Raw genomic sequence first — 24,552 nt, 5'->3', positions numbered from 1 at the left:
CAAAAAATAACAGGAATTTTCAGATTTTTGTCTAATATTATACGAAGTAGACTATCTTTTTAGTTAAAGTATAAAATATTTTGTTAACGCTTACAAAAATCGACAAAAACAACAAGGCAGTGATAAGGGAGCAATTAAGTTAAGGGGAATAGGATATAAAATAATTATCTTCAATAAAAACCTCTCATTTAATTGTGATTCTTGTCCTAGCAAAAATTGGGGGAAATGATCTATGCAATTTCGTTTAAGTGAAGAACATGAAATGATTCGTAAAATGGTAAGAGATTTTGCTAGAAATGAGGTTGCTCCGTCAGCTGCTGAGCGTGATGAGCATGAAAAATTTGATCGCTCAATTTTTGATCAAATGGCTGAGTTGGGATTAACAGGTATTCCATTCCCAGAGGAATATGGTGGAATCGGTAGTGATTATTTAGCTTACGTTATCGCGGTTGAAGAGCTTTCTAGAGTTTGTGCTTCAACAGGTGTAACTTTATCAGCTCACACTTCATTAGCTAGTTGGCCGATATATAAATTTGGTACTGAAGAACAAAAACAAAAATTCTTAAAACCGTTAGCACAAGGAACAAAAATCGGTGCTTATGGATTAACCGAACCTGGATCTGGGTCAGATGCTGGTGGTATGAGAACGACTGCTAGAAAAGAAGGAAACGAATATATATTAAATGGTTCAAAAATATTTATTACTAACGGTGGAGAAGCGGAAATTTACGTAGTATTTGCTGTGACTGATCCTACAAATAAACACGGAGTTTCTGCATTTATCGTTGAAAGTGATACACCAGGTTTTTCAGTTGGTAAGAAAGAAAGTAAATTAGGTATTCGTTCATCGCCAACAACTGAAATTATCTTTGAAGAATGCCGTATCCCAGCTGAAAATCTATTAGGTGAAGAGGGTAAAGGATTTAAAGTTGCGATGCAAACTCTTGATGGTGGTAGAAATGGAATCGCTGCTCAAGCTGTTGGAATTGCACAAGGTGCTTTAGATGCGTCAGTTGATTATGCTAAAGAGCGTGTTCAATTTGGTAAACCAATTATTGCTCAACAAGGTGTCTCATTTAAACTTGCTGATATGGCTACAAGTATCGAAGCTTCTCGTCTATTAACTTATCAAGCAGCATGGTTAGAATCTAATGGACTTCCATATGGTAAGGAATCTGCTATGTCTAAATTACTTGCAGGAGATACTGCGATGAAGGTTACAACAGAGGCAGTACAAGTTTTCGGTGGCTATGGATATACGAAGGATTATCCGGTGGAACGCTTTATGAGAGATGCTAAAATCACTCAAATCTATGAAGGAACACAAGAAATTCAAAGACTAGTAATCTCAAGAATGCTATAAAAAATAATATTTATTCTTCTTTTCGCATTACGAATGATTAGGATCGCTTGGTACAAGGAATATGGATAGCCCTTTACCAAGTTTTCTTTTACAAAAAAGGCAATTATAATTCTGGGGGATGATTAGTATGGTAGAAAAGTATCAAGCTAAGCACAAGATTCGTTTCGTTACTGCATCAAGCTTATTTGATGGCCATGACGTGTCAATCAATATGATTAGAAGATTATTGCAAGAAAATGGCGTTGAAGTTGTTCATTTAGGCCATAACCGTTCAGTTGAAGAAATTATTAACGCAGCAATTCAAGAGGATGTACAAGGTATTTCAATTTCATCCTACCAAGGTGGACATATGGAGTACTTTAAATATATGTACGACTTGCTTCAAGAAAGAGGCGCTTCTCACATCAAGTTATTTGGTGGCGGCGGTGGAGTAATTCTGCCTAAAGAGCAAGAGGAGCTAGAAGAATACGGAATCACTAAAATCTATTCACCTGAAGATGGCCGTATAATGGGACTTCAAGGAATGATTAATCATATGTTACAAAGCACAGATTTTCTTCCGCCTTTAAAGGACATAGAAAAGGTTCAAAAACTATCTGCTACAAATCATAAAGAAATTGCTAGATTTATTACTTTAGCTGAAAATAAAGGCTCTCTAGATTCAAGCTTAGAGATGGCCGCAACATTAGAAAAATCAGAAACTAGTAAAAGTGTAGTAATTGGTATGACTGGTACTGGTGGAGCGGGTAAGAGTTCATTAACAGATGAGCTAGTACGCCGTTTTATTCAAGAGTTTCCAGAAAAAACAATCGGTATTGTTTCAATTGATCCAACAAAACGTAAAACAGGTGGGGCACTATTAGGTGATCGTATTCGTATGAATTCAATTCACCATCCAAATGTGTATATGAGAAGTTTAGCTACTCGAGATAGTCAATCTGAAATTTCAAATGCATTAGAGGATACTATTTCAATCTTAAAATCAGCTGATTTTGACGTTATTTTTGTTGAGACAAGTGGTATTGGTCAAGGTGATGCTGCAATTACTGAGTACAGTGATATTCATCTATATGTTATGACAAGTGAATTTGGAGCACCTTCTCAATTAGAAAAAATTGATATGATTGACTTTGCTGATTTGATTGCAATTAATAAATTTGAACGTCAAGGCTCAGAAGATGCACTACGTCTTGTTCAAAAACAATATCAACGTAGCCGCCATCTTTTCCATGATGATATCGCTACAATGCCTGTATACGGAACAATCGCTAGCCAGTTCAACGATGCAGGAACTAATAATTTATTTTTAGCTTTAACAAAATCAATTGAAAAACACACTACAAATGAGTGGAGTACGACATATATTAAGCCGGGTAATGTTGAGAAACAACATGTCATTATTCCAAGTAATCGTCGTTTTTATTTAAGAGAAATTGCAGAAACTGTAAGAAACTATCACGAAAACACTGAAGTTGAGGCAGCAAAAGCTTCAAAGCTTTATCAAATTGAAGGAACGCTATCTGAAATAGAGTCACAAAATATTGAAGATGCAAAACATACATTAATAGATTTGAAAAATAAATTTGAAGAATCTCTTGCTCCATCTACAAAACAGGCTCTAAATCATTTTAAATTGATTAAAGAAGCATATTCACAAGATCTACTAATTCAAAAAATTAGAGATAAAGAAATTAAAGTTGAATTAACAACTACAACTTTATCGGGCACAAAAATACCGAAAGTATCTGTACCTACTTATCGAGATTATGGAGATTTATTAAGATGGGTAGCGAAAGAAAACGTACCTGGATATTTCCCATTTACAGCAGGAGTATTCCCATTCAAGCGTCAAGATGAAGATCCGAAGAGACAATTTGCTGGTGAGGGACCTCCAAGCAGAACAAATAAACGATTCCACTATCTATGTGAGAATGACCCAGCTAAACGTTTAAGTACAGCATTTGATTCAGTAACTCTATACGGAGAAGACCCAGCAATCCGTCCTGATATTTTTGGGAAAATTGGTGAGAGTGGAGTAAATGTATGTACTTTAGATAATATGATTGAGCTTTACAATGGTTTTGATTTATGTAGTCCTTCAACATCTGTTTCTATGACAATTAATGGTCCAGCACCAATTATTTTAGCTATGTTCTTAAATACTGCTATCCATCAACAAGTTGAAATAAAAGAAAAAGAATTAGGCCGTATTTTAACAGTTGAAGAATTTACAGAAATAAAGAGAGTAACTTTACAAAAAGTTCGTGGTACTGTTCAAGCTGATATTTTAAAAGAGGATCAAGGGCAAAATACATGTATTTTCTCAACAGAATTCGCTTTAAAAATGATGGGCGATATACAACAGTATTTTATTGATAACAGTGTTCGTAATTATTATTCAGTTTCAATTTCTGGATACCATATTGCTGAAGCTGGAGCAAATCCGATTTCACAACTTGCATTCACTTTATCAAATGGATTCACTTACGTTGAATATTATTTAAGTCGAGGCATGAAAATCGATGATTTTGCACATAATTTATCGTTCTTCTTTAGTAATGGACTTGATGCTGAGTACTCTGTAATAGGACGTGTAGCGAGAAGAATTTGGGCTGTTACGATGAAAGAAAAATATGGTGCATCTGAACGTAGCCAAAAACTTAAATACCATGTTCAAACATCAGGTCGCTCATTACATGCTCAAGAGATGGCATTTAATGATATTCGTACAACTTTACAAGCATTACTGGCTTTATATGATAACTGTAACTCACTTCATACAAATGCATATGATGAAGCTGTTACAACTCCTACTGAGGAATCTGTACGTCGAGCAATGGCGATTCAGCTTATTATTCAAAAAGAAAATGGCCTATCGAAAAATGAAAATCCAATCCAAGGATCATTTATCATTGAGCAGCTAACAGACTTAGTAGAAGAAGCAGTCTTAAAAGAGTTTGAAAGAATCAGTGACCGTGGTGGCGTATTAGGTGCGATGGAGCTTCAATATCAACGTGGCAAAATTCAAGAAGAGTCACTTTATTATGAAACACTTAAACATAATGGTGAACTTCCAATCATAGGTGTAAACTCTTACATTAATCCTAACGAACAAATGGAATCAATCAATTCAATGGAAATCGCTAGATCAAGCTACGAAGAAAAACAATCGCAAATTGATCATGTGGAGCAATTCCAAGTGAAACATAAATCAGATGCACAAGTCGCTCTAGAACAATTAAAACAAGTTGCTCGTCAAAATGGCAATTTATTCGAAGAGCTAATGAATACTGTTCGCGTTGCTAGTTTAGGACAAATCACTCAAGCATTATATGAAGTAGGCGGACAATACCGTAGAAATATGTAAAAAAGGAATGCAAAAAACCGTTTGTCCTACTTTAAGACAGAAAAAGGGGCAAGTGACTGGATCTAGGTAGAATGGGCGTCTTTTTAGACGCTCATTTTACTATTTTCGCGAAAAATTAATCTAATATTGAAAAATATAGACAAGGTGCTAGCATATTTAACTTAGTTTTGTTTATAATGAAAGATATGTATTTTATAGCTAACTAGTAAAATTTATACATAATGTTATTAAATTATGGTGAAAATATTATTTTTAAAGGAGTGCTTACCTTGAGTTTAAAGCAATACTCGGAAGAGCAATTAAAAGAATTATCGCTTATTGAAATGGCGTATGAACTATTTTCTGAAACAAAGGAACCTATTTCTTTTTATGATTTAGTTGACAAAATGGCAACAGTTTTAGGTGTAACTAGAGAGGCACTATTAGAAAAACTTCCTCAATTTTATACAGAATTAAATATTGATGGCCGTTTCGTATGTTTAGGTGAAACTCGTTGGGGATTACGTGCTTGGTATCCATATGATCAAGCTGAAGAAGAAGTATTACCTGTTGCAAAACCTAAGAAGAAACGTAAACAAGTGGAAGAAGAAGATGAGTTCGAAGATTATGACGCATCTGAAGAAGATGATTTTGAAGAGGAAGAACTTGAATTAGACGAGTTAGATGAAGATCTAGTTGAAGATGATGAAACTGATGAGTTTGATGACGAAGAAATCGATGAAGATGATGAAGACCTTGAAATAGATGATGAAGATTTAGAGCTAGAAGATGAAGAAGATGAAGAATTAGATGAATTTGAAGAGGAAGAAGAACGATAAGTTCTTGACTTTTAAGTACTGAATGAGTAGAATTCTTATTGGGCTCTTTAAAAAGAACGAAATATATTTTGACGCTCCCTATTTTAAATAGGGGGCGTCTTTGTTTTTTTACAAATACTTTGTAATAAAACAATAAATGAAATGTTTGCTTTAGATTCAAATGTTAAAAATTTGCATGAAAAAACCCAGTTTTGGATGACAATAAAGCATGCATATAAAATGTTATTAAATAATTTTTTATAAAGGTTTAGCTTTGTAATTTCTTGTAAGGAAAAATAAAATACGAATGCTAAAAATGAAAGGGGCTCAATTATGACAAAGTATATTTTTGTAACAGGTGGCGTAGTTTCTTCTCTTGGTAAAGGGATTGTTGCAGCATCTTTAGGACGACTTCTAAAAAACAGAGGATTAAATGTAACAATTCAAAAGTTCGATCCGTACATTAACTTAGATCCAGGAACAATGAGTCCATACCAACATGGTGAAGTTTTCGTAACAGATGACGGTGCAGAAACAGACTTAGACTTAGGTCATTATGAAAGATTTGTTGATATTAACGTTACTAAATTCAACAATGTAACATGTGGTAAAGTTTATTCTACGGTATTACAAAAAGAACGTCGTGGAGATTACCTAGGAGGAACTGTACAAGTTATCCCACATATTACAAATGAGATTAAGGATAAAGTTTTCCGTGCGGGTCGCGAAACGAATGCTGATGTTGTTATCACTGAGATCGGTGGAACAGTTGGTGATATCGAGTCATTACCTTTTATCGAAGCTATTCGTCAAATTAAAGGCGATGTAGGTCGTGACAACGTAATGTATGTTCACTGTACACTTCTACCTTATATTAAAGCTGCTGGTGAGTTAAAAACAAAACCAACTCAACACAGTGTAAAAGAACTTCGTAGCATTGGTATTCAACCAAATGTCATCGTATTACGTTCAGAAACATCTGTACCACAAGAAATGAAAGATAAAATTGCTCAATTCTGTGATGTAGATGCTAAAGATGTAATCGAATGTGTAGATGCAGATACTCTTTACGAAATCCCATTAGCATTACAAGCACAAGGATTAGACAGTATCGCATGTAATCATTTAAAACTACAAACAAATGAAGCAGATATGACAGAGTGGATTTCTTTAGTAGACAAAGTTAAAAACTTAACTAAATCAACAAAAATCGCTCTTGTTGGTAAATATGTAGAGTTACAAGATGCATATATTTCAGTAGCAGAGGCATTAAAGCACGCAGGATATGCTTTTGATAGCGAAATTGAAATTAAATGGATTAATGCAGAAGAAGTTACATCAGCTAATGTAAATGAACTTTTAAGCGGTGTAGATGGAATTCTTGTACCAGGTGGATTCGGAGACCGTGGTGTAGAAGGCAAAATCTTAACTGCACAATTTGCTCGTGAAAATAACGTACCATTCTTAGGAATTTGTCTAGGTATGCAAATTGCGTCAATTGAATTTGCTAGAAATGTTTTAGGATTAAAAGGTGCTCACTCAGCTGAAATCGATCCTACTACTAACTATCCAATTATCGATTTATTACCAGAACAAAAAGATGTAGAAGATTTAGGTGGTACATTACGATTAGGTTTATACCCATGTAAATTAGTTGAAGGTTCAAAAGCATACGAAGCATACGGAGAAGAAGTTGTTTACGAACGTCACCGTCATCGTTATGAGTTCAATAATGAATACCGTCAACAAATGGAACAAGAAGGATTTATCTTCTCAGGTACTAGCCCAGATGGTCGTTTAGTAGAAATTATTGAGTTACCAAATCACCCATGGTTTGTAGCTTCTCAATTCCACCCAGAGTTTATTTCTCGTCCAAATAGACCACAACCATTATTCAGAGATTTTGTAGGAGCATCATTACAAAACAGAGGGTAATGAAATAAAAAACACCCAACAGATTTTATTAAAATTATGTTGGGTGTTTTTGTTATTTTAGAATTATTTTTCAGTCGAAATCTGATAGGATTTCACTCATTGTAAGTAGTAGGCAGTGATAAATAAATAATCCTGTAAGTAGGGTAGGTAAACAGATACGGTCTCCCTCGTCAGTTGGAACAAGCTTTCTTGTTAATTCATAGTTAATAAATACATCAGCTAGCTCTGATAAATGGTCTTCTCCGTTAATCGTGGTAGAGACGATCACTAAACCAATGTTTGATTCTGATAGTTTATTAGCAAGAAGAATAGCTTCTTGATCATCCGTCTGTCTTGTAAATAAAAGTACTCGATCTACTGGAGATAATGACTGGATCTCCCCGTTAATCAATAAAGGTTTAATTGAGTCGTTTTGTTCTGCACCATCAGTTATTTCTGAAACAATACCGGCAAATTCTTTTGTACCATGAACATAAACGCATCCTTCGCCTATAACTGCCTGTGCTAGGAAGCGTGAAGCTTCTTCAAATACTTCCTCTTGTTTAACTATTTTTTGAAAAACTCCATTCAATTGTGTCGAAAAAATTTTTAACATTAAGTAATACTCCCTCTTATAAAAGTATGGTCTAACCATTATACTGTAATTTAGATAGATACAAAAAAATTTAAAAAAGTAATTTTTTTGAAAAATTTCCAAACAAATGCAGGAAAAAAGGTTTTTAAGTAGAATGTAAAAATTTAGGGGAATTTGTGTTTTTTTAAGAACGTTATCTGGACAAGAAAGGTGGTACTATTTTTGGGAAGTAAATTACTTATAGTAGACGATCAGTACGGAATTCGTTTGCTTTTACACGAAATTTTCAAAAAAGAAGGCTATGAGGTATTTCAGGCAGCTAATGGTTTTCAAGCAATTGATATTGTAGTGAAGGATTGTCCCGACTTAGTTATTCTTGATATGAAAATACCAGGTATGGACGGAGTGGAGATTCTAAAGCGAATCAAAGAAATTAATAAAGATATTAAAGTTATATTGATGACGGCTTATGGTGAACTCGATATTATTGAAGAAGCTAAAAAGTTAGGAGCACTACAATATTTTCCAAAACCATTTGATATTGATGAAATTAAAAAGGTTGTTAGGGAGCATACTTCACAACCACAATCTCAGCAGTAAAATAGCAGATGGGTAGCGGACCATCTGCTTTTAATTTTATCTATAAATTGAAAGCGTTTTCGGAAATACCGAATAAAGCCGGTTGAAATAGCGTTTAATTATCCAAAATGTTACGATAATACGAACATTTGATGATATTTGTTGTGTTTTCATTTCATTTTTTGTATTCTTATGTTGTGATATAAATACCTAATAATTTACATAATAAAGAACAGTTTGTAGCATTCTATTCTTGTTAGTAAAATTATGGGTGCAGATTAATTTTCATAAAAGAGTATATAAGGAGGGCTTAAAATGCCTTTAGTATCTATGACTGAAATGCTTAATAAAGCAAAAGAAGGTAAATACGCTGTTGGTCAATACAATATTAATAACTTAGAGTGGACTTTTGCTATTCTTACTGCAGCTGAAAAAGAACAATCACCTGTAATTCTTGGTGTTTCTGAAGGTGCAGCTAAATACATGGGTGGATTTAATACTGTTGTAAAGATGGTAGAAGGTTTATTAATTGATTTAAAAATTACTGTACCTGTAGCAATTCATCTTGATCATGGTTCAAGCTATGAAGCATGTAAAGCTGCGATTGACGCTGGATTTACTTCAGTTATGATTGATGCTTCTCACGATCCATTTGAACAAAATGTTGAAACAACTAAAAAAGTTGTAGACTACGCTCATTCTCATGGTGTATCTGTTGAAGCTGAATTAGGAACTGTTGGTGGACAAGAAGATCACGTTGTTGGAGACATTATTTATGCTAACCCAGCAGAGTGTAAAGAACTAGTTGAGCGTACTGGCATTGATTGCTTAGCTCCAGCTTTAGGTTCTGTTCATGGACCATACAAAGGTGAACCTAAATTAGGTTTCGACGAAATGGAACAAATCGGTAACGAGACTAATGTACCATTAGTTTTACACGGTGGAACTGGAATCCCAACTGAACAAATTCAAAAAGCAATCGCTCGTGGAACTGCAAAAATTAACGTAAACACTGAGAACCAAATTGCATTCAATAAAGCTGTTCGTGAATTTGTTGCAAATGATCAAAAACAATACGACCCACGTAAAGTTCTTGGACCAGGTCGCGAAGCAATTATCGCAACAGTAGCTGGCAAGATCCGTGAGTTCGGTACTAGTAACAAAGCATAATATTTTAAGTTTTTTAGCTTGAAATATGTTATATTATAATAAATTAAGCCGTCTAAATTATGTTTAGACGGTTTTCTTGTTTAACAAAGCCGTTTTTAGCAATAAATTTATATGTTTTTTCATTTAGACTTGAAGATATAAGATAATAATGATTAGAATTAGTTTAGGTCTAGTTAAGAAATTACCAAATATCTATTTCTACTTTGTTAACTAATCAAAATTTATTTAAAGGTTTTACTGAATTTTTATTGAAATTCAAGATATTGTAAATAACAAAACCGAAGCAAAAGTCTTTACATTAGACTGTAGCTCTCGTATAAACTAAGATTAGAGAAGTAGAATTTTGGAGAAAATAGGTAAAAACTATTCGACAGTTGAGAAGTTTAAAAACTTTACTTCTCTACTATTTTCTTCTGCTCATTTAGAAGGGAGTATACTATGGAAAAGCTTGTATTAGAAGGCGGTATACCTTTAAAAGGGACAATTCGTGTTAGCGGTGCCAAAAATAGTGCAGTGGCTTTAATCCCAGCAACTATTTTAGCAAGCTCACCTGTAACACTTGAAGGAGTTCCTTCTATTTCAGATGTTCAAACACTATGTGACCTTTTAGAGGAAATAGGTGGTCAAGTAGCAGTATCTGATGAAAAAATAATGATAGATCCATCAAATATGGTTGCAATGCCACTTCCAAGTGGGAAAGTAAAAAAATTGCGTGCGTCTTATTATTTAATGGGTGCAATGTTAGGTAGATTTAAGCAAGCGGTTATAGGCTTACCAGGGGGATGTTATCTTGGACCAAGACCTATTGATCAACATATAAAAGGTTTTGAAGCATTAGGTGCAAAAGTAACAAATGAGCAAGGTGCAATCTATTTGAGGGCAGAAGAACTAAAGGGTGCACGTATATACTTAGATGTTGTGAGTGTTGGTGCAACGATTAATATCATGTTAGCAGCGGTTTTAGCAAATGGTAGAACTGTTATTGAAAACGCTGCAAAAGAGCCTGAGATTGTCGATGTAGCTACTTTATTAACAAGTATGGGTGCTAAAATTAAAGGTGCTGGTACTGATGTAATTCGAATTGATGGAGTAGAATCACTATCTGGCTGTACACATACAATTATCCCTGATCGCATTGAAGCAGGAACTTATGCAATATTAGCTGCTGCAACTGTGCAAGAAGGGGACAAGGTTATTGTTGATAATGTTATTCCACACCATTTGGAATCACTTATAGCGAAAATGAGAGAAATGAATATAGATATTGATACGAATGACGATCAAATTATCGTTTCAGGATCAAATAAAGAACTAAAATCAGTAGATATCAAAACATTAGTTTATCCTGGATTTCCAACTGACTTACAGCAGCCGTTTTCTGTGCTGTTAACGAAGGCAAATGGGACAGCCGTTATTACTGATACAATTTATGGTGCAAGATTTAAGCATATTGATGAGCTTGGAAGAATGAGTGCAACAATTAAAGTCGAAGGTAGTACGGCAATTATTTCTGGTCCTTCACAGTTACAAGGCGGCCGTGTAAAAGCAAGTGATTTACGTGCTGGAGCAGCTTTAGTTATAGCTGGCTTGATTGCAGAAGGTAAAACAGAACTAACTGGATTAGAGCATGTTGATAGAGGATATGAGGATTTAGTTGAAAAGCTTTTAGGATTAGGAGCTAATGTTTGGCGTGTTCAGCTAACCAAGCAAGAAGTTGAACAATTAAAAAATGCGTAAAATTGGGTGTTTACATACTCATAACATAATTTAGATAGTTTTCATTTACATCAAAGGGGGAGTTTTGAATGGAAAGAAGTTTATCAATGGAGTTAGTACGTGTTACAGAGGCAGCAGCACTTGCATCTGCAAAATGGATGGGTTTAGGTAAAAAGGATGAAGCAGATGATGCTGCTACAACAGCAATGCGTGATGTATTTGATACGATTCCTATGAAGGGAACAGTTGTAATTGGAGAAGGCGAAATGGACGAGGCTCCAATGCTTTATATCGGTGAGAAACTTGGCAATGGATATGGTCCAAGAGTGGACGTAGCAGTTGACCCACTTGAAGGTACAAATATCGTGGCATCTGGTGGATGGAATGCTTTAGCAGTTATTGCAATTGCTGACCATGGCAATTTATTGCATGCTCCTGATATGTACATGGAGAAACTTGCAGTAGGACCTGAAGCAGTTGGTAAAGTTGATATCAATGCATCTGTTCTTGAGAACTTAACAGCTGTAGCAAAAGCAAAAGGAAAAAATATTAATGAAGTCGTTGCAACAGTATTAAATAGAGAACGTCATGCGAAGTTAATTGAAGAAATTCGCTCAGCAGGTGCTCGAATTAAACTAATTAACGATGGTGATGTTGCGGGTGCAATTAACACAGCTTTTGATCACACAGGTGTTGATATTTTATTTGGAAGCGGTGGAGCGCCAGAAGGAGTTATCGCTGCAGTTGCTTTAAAATGCTTAGGTGGAGAACTTCAAGGGAAGTTATTACCTCAAAATGAAGAAGAGATCGAACGTTGCAAACGCATGGGTATAGAAGATCCAAACCGTATATTATATATGGACGATTTAGTTAAGGGTGACGACGCAATTTTTGCTGCTACTGGTGTAACTGATGGAGAATTACTAAAAGGTGTACAATACAAAGGGAATGTAGGTTCTACGCAATCATTAGTTATGCGTGCTAAATCAGGAACTGTTCGTTTTGTAGATGGACGTCACAGCCTAAACAAAAAACCAAACCTAGTTATTAAATAATCAAACAGCTTAAATGCTTGGTTTTGATGAGGGTTAATAATGAATCAAAATTCTTTGTTAACGAAATCGGAATCTAGATATTAATTTAGTAGAATAATGACTCTTTCCTTTATTTGCCAAGGGGAAGAGTCATTAAATAGTTTAGTCGAAAAATAGTTGGCATAAAAAACTCTTTCGAATTATAATCTCAATAGATAGTAAACCTATTAATTCTAATTACTTAGAATATTTTTAGGGGAAAAGGTTACACTAAAGAGTAATACTTTATGTAAGTTTCCTTCAAAAAACCTTCTAAATAACCTTCCGAATTAAGAAAACCCTAATTTGAACGAATAAAAGTAAAGAGTGGTGTTATATGAGTTTAACAATCTCTGCATTAGAAAACATGAAATTAAAAGATTTGTATGAACACGCGAAGGTAATGAAAATTTCGTATTACAGCAAATTAACGAAAAAGGAACTTATTTTTGCAATCCTTAAAGCACAAGCAGAAAAAGATGGATTAATGTTCATGGAAGGTGTACTAGAAATTATCCCTTCAGAAGGATATGGATTCTTACGTCCAATTAATTATTCACCTAGTTCAGAAGATATTTATATTTCTGCATCTCAAATTCGTCGTTTTGATATGCGAAATGGTGATAAGGTTTCTGGAAAAGTACGTCCACCGAAGGAAAATGAAAGATACTTTGGTCTACTTCAAGTAGAAGCAGTCAATGGAGATGATCCGGAGAATGCTAAAGAACGAGTTCACTTCCCGGGATTAACTGCATTATATCCTAATAGACAAATGAAGCTTGAAACTTCTCCTGCTAAGTTTTCTACAAGAATTATTGATATGATCTCCCCAGTAGGATTTGGTCAACGTGGTTTAATTGTTGCCCCTCCAAAAGCCGGTAAGACAGAGTTATTAAAAGAAATTGCAAATAGCATCACAACAAATCACCCAGAAGCTGAACTAATTGTATTGCTAATTGATGAGCGACCAGAAGAGGTAACCGACATTGAACGTTCTGTAAAAGGAGATGTTGTAAGTTCAACTTTCGATGAAACTCCGGATAGTCATATAAAGGTTGCTGAATTAGTATTAGAGCGCGCAATGAGACTAGTAGAGCACAAGAAAGATGTAATTATTTTAATGGATAGTATTACTAGGCTTGCTCGTGCGTATAATTTAGTTATTCCACCAAGTGGTCGTACGTTATCAGGTGGTATTGATCCTGCTGCATTCCATAGACCAAAACGATTCTTCGGTGCTGCACGTAATATCGAAGAAGGTGGAAGTTTAACAATTTTAGCAACAGCTCTAATCGACACTGGCTCACGTATGGATGATGTTATTTATGAGGAATTCAAAGGTACCGGTAATATGGAACTTCACTTAGATCGTTCATTAGCTGAACGCCGTATCTTCCCAGCAATTGACATTCGTCGTTCTGGAACACGTAAAGAAGATCTATTAATACCAAAAGATCATCTGGACAAGTTATGGTTAATGCGAAAAACAATGTCAGATATTCCAGACTTTGTTGAACGTTATTTCAGAATGCTTCGTCAAACGAAAACAAATGAAGATTTCTTCAATACGATGACTGAAGAAAGTAGAAAAACGCCAGTATCTAATAAATAGTTGGAAGATATAAGCAATCTGAAAGAGAAATAGTGGGTTGCATTCTCCCGGGTTAGTTGCTATAATTTCATTTGTATGTGAAATGTAAATTATGTGGTATACACATGGTTTCTTATAACTCTGATTTCAAGGATTTCAGGGCGGAAGGAGATGAAAAACATGAAAGCGAATATTCATCCTAATTACAAGAAAGTAGTGTTTATGGATATCAACACTGGTTTCAAATTTTTAAGCGGATCAACAAAATATTCTAACGAAACAATCGAATGGGAAGATGGCGAAACTTACCCTTTAATCAAAGTTGAGGTTTCTTCTGATTCTCACCCATTCTACACTGGACGTCAGAAATTTGCTAACGCTGCAGGACGTGTTGAACGTTTCAACAAAAAATACGGCCTTAAGTAATATTGATGAAAAGCAGGCGAGTTATTGCTACTTTGCCTGCTTTTTTTACGCATTTATAGTCAAATAACATATAAGTTTAATTCAATTTAGTGAATTTTAATATAAATAGTCAAGATACTTACACGAATTATAAATACTGATGAATTAACCGTCGTTTAAAATAAATAAAATAGTCTTTGTACTGATATAGAAAGGTGAGACACATAATGTTCTTTATGATGAAAAAAAATGGTTGGATTGAAATGATTTGCGGAAGTATGTTTTCTGGAAAATCAGAGGAACTAATTCGCCGTGTTCGTCGTACGCAGTTTGCTAGGCAAAGCTGTGTTACATTCAAGCCATCAATTGATAATCGATACAGTGAAGTAGAAGTGGTGTCTCACACAGGTATGAAAGTACCTGCTTATGCAGTAACACACTCATCACATATTCTTAAATACGTTACAGAAGAAGTTGAAGTAGTTGCAATTGACGAGATTCAATTCTTTGACGATGAAATAGTTATGGTAGTTCAACAACTTGCAAACACTGGAAAACGTGTGATATGTGCAGGTTTAGATCAGGATTTTAGAGGATTACCATTTGGTAAAGTACCTGAAATATTATCAATTGCAGAACATGTAACGAAATTAAACGCAGTTTGTGCTTCATGCGGATCACCTGCAAGTAGAACGCAAAGATTAATAAATGGTAAACCAGCTTTATTTGAAGACCCTATTATTTTAGTAGGTGCATCTGAATCGTACGAACCAAGATGTCGTCACTGTCACGAAGTACCAACGAAAACAGTTCAACCTGCACTTCAAAGTCAGAACGATTAATTTTACAGTAGGTTGAAAATTAGCTATTAAGACCATATACTAAGAAATGTGGAGAAAGCTCGCCTAGCTAGCTTTCGGAACTGGACAATAATAATTGTGGATAAAGTGTTATAGGCGCATTTACCTTAGAATTTAGAATTAAAGAAGCGATTTAGAATCGCTTTTTTCGATATATATTTAAGACGAAAATGTCGAGGTGAAAATTATGTTTGATCGATTACAAGCTGTAGAGGATCGCTATGATAGATTAAACGATTTACTTAGTGACCCGGAAATTATAAACGATTCAAAAAAGTTACGTGAATACTCAAAAGAACAATCAGACATACAAGAAACAGTTGATGTATACCGTCAATACAAATCAGTTAAAGAGCAAATTAAAGATGCAAAAGCTATGCTTGAGGAAAAGCTTGATGCTGATATGCGCGAAATGGTTAAAGAAGAATTAAATGATTTGGAAAACGAATCAAAGGACCTAGAAGAACGTTTAAAAATCCTTTTAATTCCAAAAGATCCTAACGATGATAAAAACGTTATCGTGGAGATTCGTGGTGCTGCGGGCGGAGACGAAGCTGCATTATTTGCTGCTACTTTATATCGTATGTACAGCCGTTTTGCTGAGGTTAACGGATGGAAAACAGAAATCATTGAAGGTAACTATACAGAGCTAGGTGGCTTTAAAGAGGTTATCTTTATGATAAATGGTAAAGGTGCATACTCAAAACTAAAATTTGAAAATGGTGCACACCGTGTTCAACGTGTTCCTGAAACAGAATCAGGTGGTCGAATTCATACTTCAACTGCAACTGTAGCAGTTTTACCAGAAGCTGAAGAAGTTGAAATTGAAATTCATGAAAAAGATATTCGTGTAGACACATTTGCTTCAAGTGGTCCTGGTGGTCAATCAGTAAATACAACGATGTCTGCAGTACGTTTAACTCATATTCCAACAAATACTGTTGTATCATGTCAGGATGAAAAATCACAAATTAAGAATAAAGAAAAAGCGATGAAGGTTCTTCGCGCTAGGGTTTATGATAAATTCCAAAGAGAAGTACAAGCAGAATACGATCAAAATCGTAAGCAAGCTGTAGGTACAGGTGACCGTTCTGAACGTATCCGTACTTATAACTACCCACAAAACCGTGTAACTGACCACCGAATTGGATTAACAATTCAAAAGCTTGATCAAATCGTTGAAGGTAAAATCGACGAAATTATTAATGCGTTAATTATGGATGATCAAGCAAAACGCATGGAACAAAGTCAATAATGACAACAAAGATATATGAAGCCCTAAAATGGGCTTCTTCTTTTTTACAAGAACACGGTCGTGATGAAAATGTGGGTGAAATTGTATTAAAACATATTTTGGACTACAATCGAACAGAATTATTGCTAAATATGAGAGAAGATTTAGAAGAGAATCATTGGATACAGTTTAAAGAATTGGTTCATAAGCACATAGATGGCCAACCAATCCAATATTTAATAGGATATGAATACTTTTATGGCCGAAAGTTCATTGTTAATGATGAAGTACTAATTCCAAGACCAGAAACAGAGGAGTTAGTGGAAGGTGTACTGCATCGTATTCAAAAGCATTGGAAGGATACAGAACAACTTGAACTAGTAGATGTTGGTACAGGTAGTGGGGCGATTGCAATCTCACTTGCGCTTGAAAATAAACAATTAACAGTTCATACAATTGATATTGCAGCGGAATCTATCCAAGTTGCTAAACGAAATGCACAAGAGTTACAGGCAAATGTCCACTTTATACACAATGATTTACTGAATTACTTTATTGAAGAAAACAAGAAAGTTGATATTGTTGTATCAAATCCACCGTATATTCCGCATGAGGATTGGTTGAGTTTAGATGAAGTAGTTAAGGATCACGAACCATACCGTGCTTTAGTAGGTGGTGAGGATGGTCTAGATTTTTACCGTCGTTTTGCAAATGACTTACCTAAAGTATTAAAAGGAAAATCACTGGTTGCATTTGAAGTAGGTGTCAATCAAGGTGAACAGGTTGCAGACATTTTAAGGAAAGCTTATCCGAATTCAAATGTTGAAGTTGTTTTCGATATTAATGGCAAAGACCGTATGGTTTACATGGTAAATGGCTAATTTAAATAATGAATCGTAATGATATTGACTAGAAAAAGTCCATGTATTGCGATTCTTTTTTTTGTGTTAAAGTTGTAAAAGATGAGGAAAATTTCAATCAAGAAAAAACAAAAACATTACGAAAGAAGATAGTTAGAATGAAAAAGTTTAAAGGTTGGATTGTATTTAATGGTCATATTACAGCTACAAAATTTACTGAACTTTTCGAATGGTTACAAGATACAGCAATCGCAAAAGGAATAGATGTTTCATTAGTTAAACATTATGAACTAATCCCAGTGATCGAAAAAGGTAAAGCAATTTTAAAAGGAAAATTCGCGAATGAGAAACCTGATTTTGTAATTTTTTGGGATAAGGATGTTCATTTAGCAAGGCATTTAGAAAATATGGGGCTAAAATTATATAATTCTGCTAGAACGATCGAAGTCTGTGATGATAAGGCTTTAACTTTTCAAGCATTATCTAACTTTAATATACCTATGCCAAAAACAATTACGGCTCCGCTTTTGTTCCCTAATTGTGATTTAACAAACTATGATTTTTACGATGAAGTTATACAGGAATTAGGTTTTCCTTTAATTATAAAAGAGTCATTCGGTTCATTCGGTAGACAAGTTTATTTAGTTGAGAATAGAGAAGATTTTTTTAAGAAGGTAGACGAACTAAAGCACAAACCTCATATTTATCAAGAGTTTATAGAATCAAGTAGAGGGACTGATATTCGCATCCAAGTAGTAGGTAAACAAGTAGTAACAGCAGTGTTAAGAAAATCAGAATCAGATTTTCGTGCAAATGTTACAAATGGTGGAAAAATGTATAAGTATGAGCCGACTGAAGAGCAGATTAATCTAGCACTTAAATGCTCTGAAATATTAGGAGCAGATTTTGCAGGGATTGACTTATTATTTGGGGAAGATGGAAAAACATATATATGTGAAGTTAACTCAAACGCACATTTTAAAAATATTTATCTATGTACAGACGTGGATACAACGAAATATATTATTGATTATATTATCTGGGACTTGGAGAAAAACGTATGATTGGTTGGTTAATCTATTCTGAAGCGGATGCAGAAAGAAACAGAACGTATATCGACTGGTTAGTAAGCGCAGCATTGGAAAATGGATTTGAGTTAAAGTTACTCTATACAGAAGATATTGGAATAGGTATTCGAAACGGTGTTAATATACTTTACAATCAAGGTAAAGAAATAAGCAAACCGGCCTTTGTAATCATGAGGACTATATCACAAATATTATCTTCCCACTTTGAAGAAATGGGAATCAGAACATTTAATAACCAGGCGATATCAACAATGGCCAACCACAAGTTTCTAACACACCAGAAGCTTTCTAGTCTAGGTATTCCAATGCTAGACACATTTTATTATAAAAAAAGTACAATTACAAAATCCTTAGATACAGTCCATTTCCCTTGTGTGCTTAAGAATTGCACAGGAAGAGGCGGAAGTGAAGTATATTTTATAAATAATCAAGAAGAGTTGCTGGAGATTGTACAGAACTCAAATTTCGATGAACTATTAATTCAAAACGTTGCAGAGCAATTAGGTAAGGACTTGAGAGTATTCATTATCGGTAAAGAAATTGTTGCAGCTGTTTTAAGATATTCAGAAAAAGACTTTCGAGCGAATTTTTCTCTAGGTGGAGGCGCAATGCTTTACGAGCTTTCCAAAAGTGAAAAAGAACTTATTCAAAAAATAGTAGATCGCTTTGACTTTGACTTCGTAGGAATTGACTTCATGTTTGATGCAAACAACCAACTGATCCTAAATGAAATTGAGGACGTAGTAGGAAGTAGAACATTATATACTGTATCAAATATAGATATTGTTTCGTTGTATATGGATCATATTAAAAAGCAGATAAACAGCTAGAGAAAAAAGATTTGAAAGATTTATAGGAAAACCTGAACTGGAAAGCACCGTTTACTACCTAATCTAATAAAGAATCTATTAAAAAAAATAGAATACTAGTGTTTAAGAAATAATCAAATTGTCTACACTGTTCCTAGAGGGATGGTGGAGAGAATGAAAACTAAAAATAAAACAAAAATAACATATAAAATTATTTCTTTATTTATCATATTATTGATTAGTTCATCAGTGTTAATGCCACTTCGAGATACAAATGCAAAAGGTAATGAAATGGTCGTAATTCCTAAGAAAGCTGTACGACTACGAATTCTAGCAAATAGCGATTCTAGTGAAGATCAAGCTCTTAAACGTAAAGTTAGAGATGAAGTTAATGCTCAAATTAATACTTGGGTAAAAGATCTAACAACTTTTGAAGAGGGACAAAAAGTTATTAAAAGTCATATTCCAGACTTACAAAAAACGGTTGCACGTGTTATCAAAGAAGAAGGCTCAAATCAATCATTTACAATTACTTACTCTAAAAAAGTTAAGTTCCCTACAAAATTATATGGTAGTTTCTTATATCCTGCTGGTGATTACGAAGCGGTTTTAATTAAACTTGGAGCAGGTCAAGGGGCAAACTGGTGGTGCGTATTGTTCCCACCATTATGTTTCTTAGATTTTTCAAACGGTGATGCAACTTTAAGTAAAGAGTCACTTCAATCGCAACAAAAGGTTGATCATGAAACAAAAATCGAAAATGAACCAAAAAGAGAGTTTAATAAACAAGAAGCATTACGTTTAAGCGATGATGATTCTAATAGTGCAACAAAACAAAACAATGAATCTTTACAGGATGATACTGAAGTAAAGAGTAGTGAAGATGCGGTTGTGGCTTCCGCTCTACCTGGTGATGAACCAAAAGAAGATATTAAGGTAGAGAGCTTCTTTGTACAAATGTTAAAGCAATTATTTTAGTTCTAGCAATCTCCCTATGTGCATAAAGTATTACAAGCATACTAGGGAGGTTTTTTTATGAAAATACGATCAGCGATTCAGGAAGATTTTGAAACAATTTTTTCATTTCTTGGACAAGCAGGATTATCTACAAACGGACTTGAGGAGCAACAAGAATCTTTTTTCATATTGGAAGATGAGTTTGGGAAATCACAAGCTGTAATAGGATATGAACAAGATGGAGAAGAAGCGTTATTAAGATCACTAGTAGTTGCACCTACCATTTACTCACAGCATATGGTACTCTTTTTACAAAGTGTTCTTGAAAAACTAAAAGAAGAAATGATTAGTAAAGTATATTTATTAACAAGACAGCATGTAGTTCAAGACTTATTCCTTTTATTAGGATTTGGGCAAGTCGAAAAGGAAAATGTTTCGAACAGTATTAAAGAAATGAAGCATTACCAAACTACTATTACGAATGAAGAAGTATTAGTTTATCAAAAAGAACTATACACAAAGTTATCCACAAATTAGCAAGTTTTGTCCACAATTTGTGGATAAAACTTGCTTTTCATTCTTTGGATAATGTCTAAATTTGTAAAATATACACTATTATTCACTCTAGAGAGAGGTGCTACGTATGGAAACGAAAATATGGTATGTGGATAATCCTGTGAATAAAGAAGAAGTTTACCCACAGATTGTGGATGCAGCAAAAAATTTACAGTTAGGACAAGTTGTCGCTTTTCCAACAGAAACTGTTTATGGATTAGGGGCAAATGCTCTTTCAGATGAAGCGGTTCAACGAATCTTCCAAGCAAAAGGTAGACCAAGTGATAATCCCCTTATTGTACATATTGCCAACAAAGAACAGTTAGATAATCTAGTTGAAGAAATTCCATTAGATGCAAAAAAACTAATGGATGCTTTTTGGCCAGGACCATTAACGTTAATTTTAAAAAGTAAAAAACATGTTTCAAAATATGTAACGGCAGGGTTATCCACTGTTGGAATAAGAATGCCTGATCATCCAGTTGCTCTAGCACTAATTGAAGCTTGTAATTTGCCAATCGCAGCGCCAAGTGCAAATACTTCAGGCAAGCCTAGTCCAACGTCTGCTAAGCATGTATTTGAAGATTTAAATGGACGAATTGTAGGAATTGTAGATGGTGGTAGTACAGGAGTCGGAGTTGAATCAACAGTTATTGATTGTTCCCAAGATATTTTTACAATATTAAGACCTGGTAGTATTACGCCAGAAATGATAAAAAAAATAATTCCTACGGTTGAAGTAGATCCATCAACAATGAAGGAAAATGAAGCACCAAAATCACCGGGGATGAAATATAAACACTATGCACCAGATGCTCAAATGCATCTTGTAAATGGAAGTATTGAGTTTATGCACAAACTTATACACAATTCCAAAACAGAGGGAAAAAGAGTAGGGATATTAACAACGGAAGAAAATGCAACGAAATATGATGCAGATGTTGTTCTTACATGTGGAAAACGTAGTGATCTATCAACCGTAGCTGCAGCATTATATGATTGTATTCGTCAATTTAATGAAGAACATGTTGATATCATATATTGCGAAACTTTCCCTTACGAAGGAATTGGAATTGCCATTATGAATCGTCTGTGGAAAGCTTGTGGACATTCGGTGATACAGGAAAAATAATAGAACGGGCTTCTATTGTTTTTGGGTTAAACCAAGCCCAAAAAATTTTATTAATTTCCCTCATATCATTTATAGGACGCGCATATCTTTTAATAGCAAGTCCTAGGGGGGAAAGCATGAGTAGCTCATTAATCAATGAACTAATTACATTAACTATTATGGGATCTGCGCTAGGTTTAGATGCATTCTCAGTTGGGTTAGGAATGGGAGTTATACAACTAAAATTTAAACAGATCATTAATATCGGCATTGTAATCGGACTCTTTCATGTAATAATGCCATTATTAGGAATGATCATTGGATATGAGTTATCCGAGAATCTGGGACGATTTGCTGTATTACTCGGCGGATTTTTATTAATGGGAATAGGCTTTCACATGATTTATTCAACTTTATTTGGTAAAGAAGAAAATAAATATTCACCGACAGGAGTAGGTTTACTTCTTTTTGCATTTAGTGTAAGCGTGGACAGCTTTTCGGTTGGAATTAGCTTAGGGACATTCGGTGCTAAAACATGGCTAACCATTTTACTATTTGGTATTATCAGTACAATTTTAACTTGGGCTGGATTACTTTTAGGAAGAAGAGTAGAACAGGAACTCGGTAAATTTGGAGAATTATTAGGCGGTTCGTTCTTATTGATTTTCGGAATAAAACTATTATTTTTTTCTTAAAAGATACATATGGTGAATAAGAGCTAAGGATGGAGAAAATTGGAGACAATTGCCCCATCCTTTTATTTTTTAGTAAAATAGATTAAATAAAACGTTCAGATAAATGAGGGTGAGGTATTAAGATGGAAAATATATTATTTGTTTGTACCGGAAATACATGTAGAAGCCCAATGGCAGAAGCACTATTAAGACATCATGGGAATGAACTATATCAGGTCAAATCTGCTGGAGTATTTGCTATGTCAGGCGACCCTGCTTCTCAAAATGCAATATTGGCACTAAAAAATAAAGGAATCGAAACAAATCATTCCTCGCAGCAAATAAATGAAGATCTTTTGGAATGGTCTTCGAAAGTCTTATCAATGACATTGAGCCATAAACAAATGTTAGTTTCTAAGTTTCCTCAATATAAGGATCGAATCTTTACATTTTATGAATATATAAACGGTCAAGCTAAAGATATTTCTGACCCTTATGGAGGGTCATTAACAACTTATGAAAATACATTGAGTGAATTAGAAGTGTTGGTAAAACAGATTGTACAGAAACCAAACGAATATTAATTTAATCAGTGATTGGATGTTAATTAGATGCCCTAAATCTGAACATAATAGTGTAAGATAGAAATTGAAGTTAATTCAATACAAAAGAAAATCGAATCAAAGAGATCAATACGGGGGTTATCTAATGAAAGTAGCAATAGCATCTGATCATGGTGGGTTAAATATTCGTCAAGAAATCATGAATTTAATGGATGAAATGGGTATTGAATACGAAGATTATGGTTGTGAGTGCGGTACATCTGTAGACTACCCAGATTATGCATTCCCAGTTGCACAAAAAGTTGCAAATGGAGAAGTAGACCGTGGAATATTAATTTGTGGGACAGGAATTGGTATGTCAATTGCCGCAAATAAAGTTGAAGGAATTCGCTGTGCATTAGTACATGATACTTTCAGTGCAAAAGCAACTCGTGAACATAATGATACGAATATTCTAGCAATGGGGGAACGTGTAATCGGACCTGGTTTGGCAAGAGACATTGCAAAAATATGGTTAACGACTGAGTTTGAAGGCGGTCGACATGAAAATCGAGTAAACAAAATTAAAGACTACGAAAAAAATCATCAATTATAAAACCTAAACGAGAAGCCGTTAATCCAAAACATAATGTGAAGATTATCGGCTTTTTTAATAATGAGTAATAGAATTTAAAGGAATTTTACGAAAGGAGCAAAATAAATGAATGAAGAATTAAGATTAGTAGCCGAGCAAATAAAATCATTATTAAACGAGCTAAATGATCATGTGAATTTTACAAGTGACCATGTTTTAGTCATTGGATGTAGCACTAGTGAGGTAAGTGGACAAAGAATTGGAACTTCAGGAACAATCGAAGTAGCGGAAGTTTTATTTAATGAGATTAAGGCTTTTCAAGATGAAACAGGAGTACAATTAGCATTTCAATGCTGTGAACATTTGAACAGAGCAATAGTTGTTCAAAGAAAGACGGCAAAAAGTTTACAACTTGACGAGGTAACTGTGATACCAGTTGGTACTGCAGGAGGAGCTCTTGCTTCATTCGCATTTAGACATTTAGATCATGCTGTAATTGTTGAACACATTAAAGCGGATGCAGGGATTGATATTGGCGATACTTTAATCGGTATGCATTTAAAGCACGTGGCAGTTCCTTTAAGAACAAGTATTAAACAAGTTGGACAAGCTCATATAACGGCGGCAAAAACTCGTCCAAAGCTAATTGGTGGAGCACGTGCAGTTTACTCAATAGATGAAGACTTGAAATAAAGCG

General features: G+C 34.5%; 23 protein-coding genes. 22 read left to right on the top strand and 1 reads right to left on the bottom strand.

What is annotated here, in order from left to right; translation table 11 throughout:
- Nucleotides 1-232 precede the first annotated feature (232 nt).
- The 4 genes from COI44_RS01025 to COI44_RS01010 all read left to right on the top strand — a co-directional run bounded on the left by COI44_RS01025 (nucleotide 233) and on the right by COI44_RS01010 (nucleotide 7,462).
- A complete protein-coding gene (locus COI44_RS01025; RefSeq protein WP_069033717.1) occupies nucleotides 233-1,363 on the top strand; it encodes an acyl-CoA dehydrogenase in 1,131 nt (376 codons plus the stop codon).
- A 127-nt stretch (nucleotides 1,364-1,490) separates the two neighbouring features.
- Nucleotides 1,491-4,730, top strand: a complete 3,240-nt coding sequence (icmF, locus tag COI44_RS01020) for a fused isobutyryl-CoA mutase/GTPase IcmF (protein ID WP_098426261.1) — start codon at nucleotides 1,491-1,493, stop codon at nucleotides 4,728-4,730.
- A gap of 269 nt (nucleotides 4,731-4,999) precedes the next feature.
- Nucleotides 5,000-5,548: a DNA-directed RNA polymerase subunit delta gene (gene rpoE / locus COI44_RS01015; protein ID WP_098426260.1), complete on the top strand. Its 549-nt coding sequence runs from the start codon at nucleotides 5,000-5,002 to the stop codon at nucleotides 5,546-5,548.
- A 312-nt stretch (nucleotides 5,549-5,860) separates the two neighbouring features.
- Nucleotides 5,861-7,462 (top strand): CTP synthase, encoded by a 1,602-nt coding sequence (locus tag COI44_RS01010; RefSeq protein WP_098426259.1) that lies wholly within the window; start codon nucleotides 5,861-5,863, stop codon nucleotides 7,460-7,462.
- A 70-nt stretch (nucleotides 7,463-7,532) separates the two neighbouring features.
- On the opposite strand, the gene COI44_RS01005 is transcribed toward COI44_RS01010, so the two are convergent.
- On the bottom strand, nucleotides 7,533-8,057 hold the full coding sequence (locus COI44_RS01005) for a DUF2529 family protein (RefSeq protein ID WP_179886966.1): 525 nt from the start codon (nucleotides 8,055-8,057) through the stop codon (nucleotides 7,533-7,535).
- A 201-nt stretch (nucleotides 8,058-8,258) separates the two neighbouring features.
- Between COI44_RS01005 and COI44_RS01000 the strand changes: the two genes are divergently transcribed.
- From COI44_RS01000 to COI44_RS00915, 18 genes are all read left to right on the top strand, one after another.
- Nucleotides 8,259-8,636: a response regulator gene (locus tag COI44_RS01000; protein WP_025671030.1), complete on the top strand. Its 378-nt coding sequence runs from the start codon at nucleotides 8,259-8,261 to the stop codon at nucleotides 8,634-8,636.
- Nucleotides 8,637-8,930: 294 nt separating this feature from the next.
- Nucleotides 8,931-9,785, top strand: a complete 855-nt coding sequence (locus COI44_RS00995) for a class II fructose-bisphosphate aldolase (protein WP_098426257.1) — start codon at nucleotides 8,931-8,933, stop codon at nucleotides 9,783-9,785.
- Between the two features lie 438 nt (nucleotides 9,786-10,223).
- Nucleotides 10,224-11,522, top strand: coding sequence for a UDP-N-acetylglucosamine 1-carboxyvinyltransferase (locus tag COI44_RS00990; protein WP_098426256.1), 1,299 nt, complete (start codon nucleotides 10,224-10,226; stop codon nucleotides 11,520-11,522).
- Nucleotides 11,523-11,590: 68 nt separating this feature from the next.
- Nucleotides 11,591-12,556, top strand: coding sequence for a class II fructose-bisphosphatase (gene glpX / locus COI44_RS00985; RefSeq protein WP_056469239.1), 966 nt, complete (start codon nucleotides 11,591-11,593; stop codon nucleotides 12,554-12,556).
- 355 nt (nucleotides 12,557-12,911) lie between these two features.
- On the top strand, nucleotides 12,912-14,186 hold the full coding sequence (rho, locus tag COI44_RS00980; protein ID WP_069033725.1) for a transcription termination factor Rho: 1,275 nt from the start codon (nucleotides 12,912-12,914) through the stop codon (nucleotides 14,184-14,186).
- A 159-nt stretch (nucleotides 14,187-14,345) separates the two neighbouring features.
- On the top strand, nucleotides 14,346-14,591 hold the full coding sequence (locus COI44_RS00975; RefSeq protein ID WP_025671035.1) for a type B 50S ribosomal protein L31: 246 nt from the start codon (nucleotides 14,346-14,348) through the stop codon (nucleotides 14,589-14,591).
- 206 nt (nucleotides 14,592-14,797) lie between these two features.
- On the top strand, nucleotides 14,798-15,412 hold the full coding sequence (locus tag COI44_RS00970) for a thymidine kinase (protein ID WP_098426255.1): 615 nt from the start codon (nucleotides 14,798-14,800) through the stop codon (nucleotides 15,410-15,412).
- Nucleotides 15,413-15,617: 205 nt separating this feature from the next.
- Nucleotides 15,618-16,685 (top strand): peptide chain release factor 1, encoded by a 1,068-nt coding sequence (prfA, locus tag COI44_RS00965; RefSeq protein WP_025671037.1) that lies wholly within the window; start codon nucleotides 15,618-15,620, stop codon nucleotides 16,683-16,685.
- Nucleotides 16,685-17,545 carry a peptide chain release factor N(5)-glutamine methyltransferase gene (gene prmC, locus COI44_RS00960; RefSeq protein WP_098426254.1) on the top strand — a complete coding sequence of 287 codons (861 nt, stop codon included), beginning with the start codon at nucleotides 16,685-16,687 and terminating at the stop codon, nucleotides 17,543-17,545. The genes prfA and prmC overlap by 1 nt, the downstream gene beginning before the upstream one ends.
- Before the next feature lie 137 nt (nucleotides 17,546-17,682).
- A complete protein-coding gene (locus COI44_RS00955; protein WP_098426322.1) occupies nucleotides 17,683-18,588 on the top strand; it encodes an ATP-grasp domain-containing protein in 906 nt (301 codons plus the stop codon).
- Nucleotides 18,585-19,442, top strand: coding sequence for an ATP-grasp domain-containing protein (locus COI44_RS00950; protein WP_098426253.1), 858 nt, complete (start codon nucleotides 18,585-18,587; stop codon nucleotides 19,440-19,442). The genes COI44_RS00955 and COI44_RS00950 overlap by 4 nt, the downstream gene beginning before the upstream one ends.
- Nucleotides 19,443-19,676: 234 nt before the next feature.
- Nucleotides 19,677-20,399, top strand: coding sequence for a stage II sporulation protein R (gene spoIIR, locus COI44_RS00945; protein WP_483295450.1), 723 nt, complete (start codon nucleotides 19,677-19,679; stop codon nucleotides 20,397-20,399).
- Nucleotides 20,400-20,456: 57 nt separating this feature from the next.
- Nucleotides 20,457-20,915, top strand: coding sequence for a GNAT family N-acetyltransferase (locus tag COI44_RS00940; RefSeq protein ID WP_098426251.1), 459 nt, complete (start codon nucleotides 20,457-20,459; stop codon nucleotides 20,913-20,915).
- Nucleotides 20,916-21,021: 106 nt separating this feature from the next.
- Nucleotides 21,022-22,065, top strand: a complete 1,044-nt coding sequence (locus COI44_RS00935; protein ID WP_098426250.1) for an L-threonylcarbamoyladenylate synthase — start codon at nucleotides 21,022-21,024, stop codon at nucleotides 22,063-22,065.
- A 116-nt stretch (nucleotides 22,066-22,181) separates the two neighbouring features.
- A complete protein-coding gene (locus COI44_RS00930; RefSeq protein WP_098426249.1) occupies nucleotides 22,182-22,739 on the top strand; it encodes a manganese efflux pump MntP in 558 nt (185 codons plus the stop codon).
- 122 nt (nucleotides 22,740-22,861) lie between these two features.
- Nucleotides 22,862-23,302, top strand: a complete 441-nt coding sequence (locus COI44_RS00925; RefSeq protein ID WP_098426248.1) for a low molecular weight protein arginine phosphatase — start codon at nucleotides 22,862-22,864, stop codon at nucleotides 23,300-23,302.
- Between the two features lie 124 nt (nucleotides 23,303-23,426).
- Nucleotides 23,427-23,876, top strand: coding sequence for a ribose 5-phosphate isomerase B (gene rpiB, locus COI44_RS00920; RefSeq protein WP_025568584.1), 450 nt, complete (start codon nucleotides 23,427-23,429; stop codon nucleotides 23,874-23,876).
- A gap of 105 nt (nucleotides 23,877-23,981) precedes the next feature.
- On the top strand, nucleotides 23,982-24,548 hold the full coding sequence (locus COI44_RS00915; protein ID WP_098426247.1) for a TIGR01440 family protein: 567 nt from the start codon (nucleotides 23,982-23,984) through the stop codon (nucleotides 24,546-24,548).
- Nucleotides 24,549-24,552 lie beyond the last annotated feature (4 nt).

The organism is Bacillus sp. AFS088145, from assembly GCF_002564465.1.
Lineage (GTDB): Bacteria > Bacillota > Bacilli > Bacillales > Bacillaceae_G > Gottfriedia.
Note: the sequence above shows the minus strand (reverse complement) of the source record. Positions and strands in the feature narration are given on the sequence as shown.